Below are 6437 nucleotides of genomic sequence, written 5' to 3'. Positions count from 1 at the left end.
CGCCGCTCGTCATCTTCTAGCAAGCTAGAAATGTTACCGCTCGACTTGCATGTGTTAGGCCTGCCGCCAGCGTTCAATCTGAGCCATGATCAAACTCTTCAATTAAAAGTTTTTTGAAACCTAAGTTTCGCGCTCATTGAATTCTGATTTTGATTCTTTCGAATCGAATTGACTGTGCTGAATAAACTATGTTTATTCCGTTGGTCACTCAGTTCAATTGAGACTCTAAATTTTTGTGCGTTATTCAGTAAACTGAATTTCGCTGTTAGAACTCAACCTGTACGAGTGCCCACACAGATGATTGCTTCATATTTTTAAAGAACATAAACCGGTTACCCGGTGTAACTAAGCTTCGTTAGTTACTGCAGCCTGGCTGCGAAGTGGAGCGCCATATTAACCGCTTCACTTTTAAAGTCAACTAGAAAATTTAATTTTTCTTAATTAAGCTTTCCGTTTGGCTTTCCCTTCACTTAACTCGTTGCTTTTCAGCGTTGTGCTCCGTGTCGGTGGATGCGCATTATAGGGAAATCGAAACCCGACGCAACCTTTTTCTGAAGAAAAGTGATAAAAACCACACCTTTGATTAAATTACGTACTAAACACATCAAAATAGCTGGTTTTGTCATCAAATATTCACCCATTTGACACAAAACAATTGCTAGGGGATCTAAGTATTGTACATTTCAGAAGAGACGCAAGAAAATATGACGCTTTTTTTAGCGCCATATTCGAAAATAGAAATGATTAGTATAAAAGGCTGTACAGCTTACGACGGTAACGCATTGCTACCTCATCACCTTCTGGCAAGGATGCAATAATGTCCAGGTAGCCCTTTTTAGCTTCTCCGAAGTTCATGTCTTTTCTTAGTACAGTAAGCAGGCTTTCCAATGCTTCTGCTTTTTTACCCGCATCAACCTGGGCCTGAGCTAACTGGCACAATACAGACAGATCGCCCGGCGCCGATTCGACTTCAGCCAACAGTCGCTTAAGTTCCGGTGATTCCTGAGCTTCTTTTGCTTGCTCAAGTTTAGAACTTAAATTGGTGAAATACGCATCCCGAGCTTCCTCTGGTACAGATCCTAGTAGCGCTTCAGCCTCTTCTACTTTCTTTATCTGGATACAGATGTCTGCAAATACCAATAGAACTCTTGGGTTTTCTTTTGCTACGCCATAAGCTTGCTTGGCCAAAGCAAATGCCTCATTCAACTCGCCACTGGCAAGAGCTTGCTTAGCCTGATCAAGTAAAATCAATTCTGGAGAAGGCAAATGCTCAGAGAGCACTTTGGAAATCTCTTCCTGTGACTTAGCTCCAGGTAGCACATCGACAGGCGTGCCCCCTTTTAGAATTACCAATGTCGGCAACGCCTGAAGGCCGACTTGCTGCGCTAGCTGGGAAGCAAGCATTTGCTGCTGATCACAATCAACAGTTGCCACCACCAAGTTATTCGGATATTGCTGCGCAAGCGCATCAAGAATACCAGCTTGCGCAAGACAGTTGGGCTCTTGTGCACTGAAGAAGGTCATTAATACGAGTTTTTCTGGATCCCCAGATGCTAAAACCTGTTGGATGTTTTCCGGTGTAAGTGAAATTTTATTTTCCATGTTCAAACCAGCTATGATATTTGGTTATTTATATGGTGACATCCTCATTAATTGCAAGGCAAATTTAAAATCTGATTACGCTGCTGATTTTCGACGACTACTTTTCGTTGAGGCACGCTTCCTCGACCTTTTTTTAGAAAATGAAGGTTTCGAACCAGCTCTGCTGCTTTTTAGTCCAGTGAATAATGTACTGTCACTTACACAGGCACGCTCAATAAAACCTGCGATTTCTTTTTCAAGAGGGTTCATAAAAGTTTGGTAAGGCTGCTCTTTCATCGCAATTTTCGCCAGCTGCGATTCCCATAAAGCCGTTCTGTCAGGCAAAGAAACATCTTCTGGTAACGTCTTTATCAGAGCCACTCCTAACTCTGTTGATCGGATACTCTTACCATTGCGTTGTAAAAATCCTCTTTTGAACAACAAGTCGATAATCCCGGCTCGGGTTGCTTCCGTGCCCAGTCCATCGGTTTCTTTTAGCACTTTTTTGATCTCAGTATTGGCGACAAACCTGGCAATACCTGTCATCGCACTTAACAAGGTTGCTTCTGTAAAGTGACTGGGTGGTTGGGTATGTTTCTCAATCACTTCTCCTTTAAAGCAGTGTAATAGCTCACCCAATTCTAACCGAGGCAAAATTACTTGTTTCTTTTCTTCTGTTTTGAATAGCCGCTTAAAGCCTAGCTCTACGATTTGTTCTGCTTTTGCTACAAACACACCACCGGCAATTTCTAACTCGACTCTAGTCTCAGTATATCGATAGGCTGGATAAAACTGCGCAAGATACTGGGTACTTATCAATTGATAAACTTGCAGTTCATATTGACCTAACTGAGCCGTTTTTAATTTCTTTGCTGTTGGAATGATGGCGTGATGTGCCTCAACTTTAGCGTCGTTCCAGCATTTACTTTTCAGGCTGAGATTGGCGTCGTTCACCTTCTCTTCTGTTAACCCTTGGTTATTTAACGCAGCCCCAAGCACCTGGGAGGCCTCAGCGAAATGACCTGCCGGTATATATCGATTATCAGAGCGGGGATACGTAATCAGTTTGTGCTTTTCATAAAGCGCCTGACAAACATCCAATACCTGCTTTGCGGACATACCAAATCGTTTGTTCGCATCAATTTGCAATGCAGACAAGTTGTAGGGCAAAGGAGGGTTATGCTTTTTGGGCTTTGCTTCGATTTTCTTTACTTGCGCATCCTGAGCATGGATCCTTGCCGCCACATTTTCAGCCAAAGCTTTCACCAACACCCGGCCCTCTTCATCCATATATGGCTGGCAAGCTTCACTGGGTTTCCACTTCGCACTGAACTCACTTCCATCATTTTTTCGAACGTGGGCCAGTACTTCAAAAAAGGGTTTAGACACAAAATTGTCGATTTCCATGTCACGCCTCACAACCAACCCAAGAACAGGCGTTTGTACCCTGCCAACCGAGAGCACGCCTTGAAAACCCGCTTTTTGTCCTACCAAGGTATAAGCTCTTGTCAGGTTCATACCATACAGCCAATCTGCCCGCGCTCTGGCTAAAGCAGACACACTTAAAGGGACGAATTCCTGATTAGCACGCATTTGATTTAACGCTTTTTTTACCGCCGATGGGTTTAAGTCGCTGATCAGAAGTCGCTGAGTCGACTGTTTTTTACGCTCGGATAACTTCGCCTCCTGCAGCACCTCATCAACGAGTAACTGACCTTCTCTATCTGGATCGCCCGCATGGACCAGGCTGTCAGCCTGTTTGACAAGCTTTTTCACAATACTCAGTTGTTTTTTGGTTTTGGGCTTTGCCTTGAACTGCCAATGTTCCGGTACAATGGGCAAATGCGCCATTTGCCATTTCTTATATTTTGGATCATAGTCCTCAGGCGCGGCTTGTTCTAACAAATGACCGATACACCAGGTAACACAGTCTCCGTTGGCTACCTCAATATAACCATCGTGCTTTTTATGTGGCTTAGGCAAAACGTCTGCAATGGCTCTACCCAGAGAAGGTTTTTCGGCAATATAAAGTTTCATTCTTTAAAATAACTGTATGTATTTACAGTTATGATAGTCAACTCTGACAGCAATTGCCAGAGCTGACTCAATCGGACAAAGAGATTGAGGAGGGACTTAAGTTTTCAGTAAGTTTAACTGCTTGTGTTTTTGTTCCACTATATAAGTCATTGCACTCGCCGCCTGCTCTACCTCATCCGCGAAACCAGACAACTCAGCCGCCGCATCAGAAATACCCGTCGTGTTAGTGCTGATTTCCTCAGTCACCATACTTTGCTCTTCTGCTGCCGTCGCGATTTGTGTTACTTCATTCGAAATGCTGCTTAACTCTCCCACTAAACTACTCATCAGCTCAGCGGATTCCTGGCAGTACGAAACCGCCAGCTCACCTTGGCTGACCGTTCTTTCAATGATCTGCTCTGAGCCGGTCACTTCGCCCTGAAGGTTGTCGATCAGCTTGCTGATGTCATCAGTTGAAGCTTGTGTTTTTGAGGCCAGCGCCCTGACTTCGTCAGCAACCACAGCAAAGCCCCGGCCTTGCTCTCCAGCTCGAGCCGCTTCTATCGCAGCATTAAGTGCCAGTAGATTCGTTTGCTCAGCAATGGCTCGGATCACATCCAGAATTTTGGAGATATCACCGCTGCGCTCAGAGACTTTACCGAATGCATTTTTGGCGTCTAAAACCTGCTCGGCAATTTCCTGCACGGTCTCTGTCGTTCTGACAATACTGCGCTCACTACTCTGGACCGTTTCAACAGCATGATTTGTACTCAAAGCCGCTTTTTCTGATGCCCTGGCCACTTCTGTCGCCGTTGCACTTAACTCGTTGATGGCAGTAACGACACTGTCTATTTCAAGATGCTGATTCGATACCTTGTTTTTAATATTGATCGCGGCTTCTGTGGTTTTATGTGATTGAGTATATGATTCCTCGGCTAACTCTTTGAGGTCAATAATCATACTTCTTAGTTTTTCAGTGAAGCGATTAAAACCATGTGCAAGGGATATCAGCTCAGCATGATGACTTACCTCAAGCTTATGAGTCAGATCACCCTCGCTGGAAGCCAGACTCTCAACCCGTTCCTCAATATAAGTTAATGGTCCAACAATGGTATTAATCAATACCAGCGCCAAACCCAAGGCAACTGCCGCAACCAGAGTTCCTAACAACAGCATCCAGCGCCCTAATGAATTAGTCGACGCTTCAATCTGTTGTTCTATTTGGGTTACTGAGGCCAATGCAACATCCCTGGGCAATTCAATCACCAAAGACCAGGTTGTATTAGCGAGCTCAATTTCAATAGGCACCGCAATAGCAAGCATATCATCCATCTCACTAAACCCGCCCTCCTGATGTAAATTCAGCAGTTTATCTGCCACATCTGAGCTAATGGATTCTTTCAAGGGCCTGGCAAGTTTATCATAATGACTGGCACCCACTACCAAGCCTAAACTACTGAGTAAAGTCACTTTCGCCTGGCCTTGGTAAAGAGAGCCAGACAACTCGTCTACTAACTGCTGAAAAACGGGTAAATTTACATCCACGCCAACCAACCCCTGAAAACGCCCATTGATGTCCACTGGCACCGTTAATGACGTCATCAGCATTTTATTGCCTGGAGAAATTTCGTACAGGTAGGGTTCCATAATACAGGGGGCAACACTGTCGCGTGCACACAGATACCATTCAGCCTCCCGCAAACCAAATTCGTTACGCTTATCTAAGTACTTGTCAGCTGCTGACTCGATCTGGTGTTGAGTAATACCACTTGAGTCACGCGTGAAATATAACTCAAGGGTCCCCGCTCCCGGGGCCGAGTGACTCGCGCCGGATTTATGAGCCTGGTCTTGCTGGTCATAGCCGTTTGGCTCAAACTGAGCATACATAGAAGATACAAATTGATTTTGTTTTAATGCACCTGCTACCAGATCCTGTACCTGGGTACGTTCGAGCGGGTCCTGGACAGAAGTTTCTTTCAATGCTCCAGCCAGAGTATAAGGTACCCGATATGCCGAGTTTATAAATGCGGCAACCTGCTGCGCATAGTATTGCCCCTGTGCAGTTAAGCCCGTTCTAATCTCTTGGTATGCCAGCTCTCGTAGCTGTTCGCTTTGTACTTTGTTTTCTTTTTGCAGGTTCATCCACATGGTTGATACCAACAAAGCAACAAGGGCTGTAACCAAAGTAATCACAAACAGGATAAGCTTTTTCTTGATGGACATATGCTGCATATAAAACACTCACAAACGGTTGTTTATTCGGGTAACTTTAGCAAAAGTTACGCTCTCTTGCGTATTCTAAAATGACAGCTTTAAGTAATTATGACTACACTATTCCGATATTTTTTTTACGCCAAATATGATTGGTGCATTATTTGTACACTTGCCAGGGCTATATCGATGTGATGGAAAAAACGGTAGCTCAGTGGTTTCTATTGAATGGATATACAAAGAGACGAGCCGCTGCTTAAACGCAACAGCGGCTCATATTAGAAGGTGGCTTAGTCTTCCTCGATATTATCTTTACCACGAGTCGACTCAATACTATCTAACCTATGGTGGATAGCTGATTTAATTAACATGTAGCCACTGATAGGGGCGGTAATAAGTAAGAACATTGAGATGAGTATCTCTTTCACACTTACACCTTCACCGTAAAACCCATAGTAGGCCATAGCAGCAAATAGCAGACACGCCATACCCAGTGTGGTTGCTTTTGTTGGGCCATGCAAACGCATAAAGAAATCGGGCATTTTTACCAAACCAATCGACCCTACCAATATCAGGCTACCGCCTAACAATAATAGTAATGAAATAACCCATTCCATCATTCGGTGCTC

The 6437-nt window shown here is 44.3% G+C and carries 4 protein-coding genes and 1 rRNA gene; all 5 read right to left on the bottom strand.

Annotation, left to right across the window (positions count from 1 at the left end):
- Positions 1–105, bottom strand: a 16S ribosomal RNA gene (locus tag QNM19_RS17190); the annotation flags it as partial.
- 639 nt (positions 106–744) lie between these two features.
- Entirely contained in the window at positions 745–1602 is an 858-nt protein-coding gene (locus QNM19_RS17185; RefSeq protein WP_049866407.1) for a tetratricopeptide repeat protein, read from the bottom strand.
- A 75-nt stretch (positions 1603–1677) separates the two neighbouring features.
- The gene (locus QNM19_RS17180) at positions 1678–3618 is read right to left on the bottom strand and encodes a DNA topoisomerase III (RefSeq protein WP_284026991.1); all 1941 of its coding nucleotides are present in this window, start codon (positions 3616–3618) and stop codon (positions 1678–1680) included.
- 96 nt (positions 3619–3714) lie between these two features.
- Complete coding sequence (locus QNM19_RS17175; RefSeq protein ID WP_284026990.1) at positions 3715–5829, bottom strand: methyl-accepting chemotaxis protein; 2115 nt, start codon at positions 5827–5829, stop codon at positions 3715–3717.
- 269 nt (positions 5830–6098) lie between these two features.
- Positions 6099–6428 carry a Na+/H+ antiporter subunit G gene (locus QNM19_RS17170; protein ID WP_049866592.1) on the bottom strand — a complete coding sequence of 110 codons (330 nt, stop codon included), beginning with the start codon at positions 6426–6428 and terminating at the stop codon, positions 6099–6101.
- Between the last annotated feature and the right edge of the window lie 9 nt (positions 6429–6437).

This window comes from Pseudoalteromonas ardens (genome assembly GCF_030125445.1).
Taxonomy (GTDB): Bacteria; Pseudomonadota; Gammaproteobacteria; order Enterobacterales; family Alteromonadaceae; genus Pseudoalteromonas; species Pseudoalteromonas ardens.
Note: the sequence above shows the minus strand (reverse complement) of the source record. Positions and strands in the feature narration are given on the sequence as shown.

Excerpts from the sequence above, each read along its gene's own strand:
- QNM19_RS17180 (WP_284026991.1), bottom strand. The coding sequence starts at position 3,618 with ATGAAACTTTATATTGCCGAAAAACCTTCTCTGGGTAGAGCCATTGCA.
- QNM19_RS17175 (WP_284026990.1), bottom strand. The coding sequence starts at position 5,829 with ATGCAGCATATGTCCATCAAGAAAAAGCTTATCCTGTTTGTGATTACT.
- QNM19_RS17185 (WP_049866407.1), bottom strand. The coding sequence starts at position 1,602 with ATGGAAAATAAAATTTCACTTACACCGGAAAACATCCAACAGGTTTTA.
- QNM19_RS17170 (WP_049866592.1), bottom strand. The coding sequence starts at position 6,428 with ATGATGGAATGGGTTATTTCATTACTATTATTGTTAGGCGGTAGCCTG.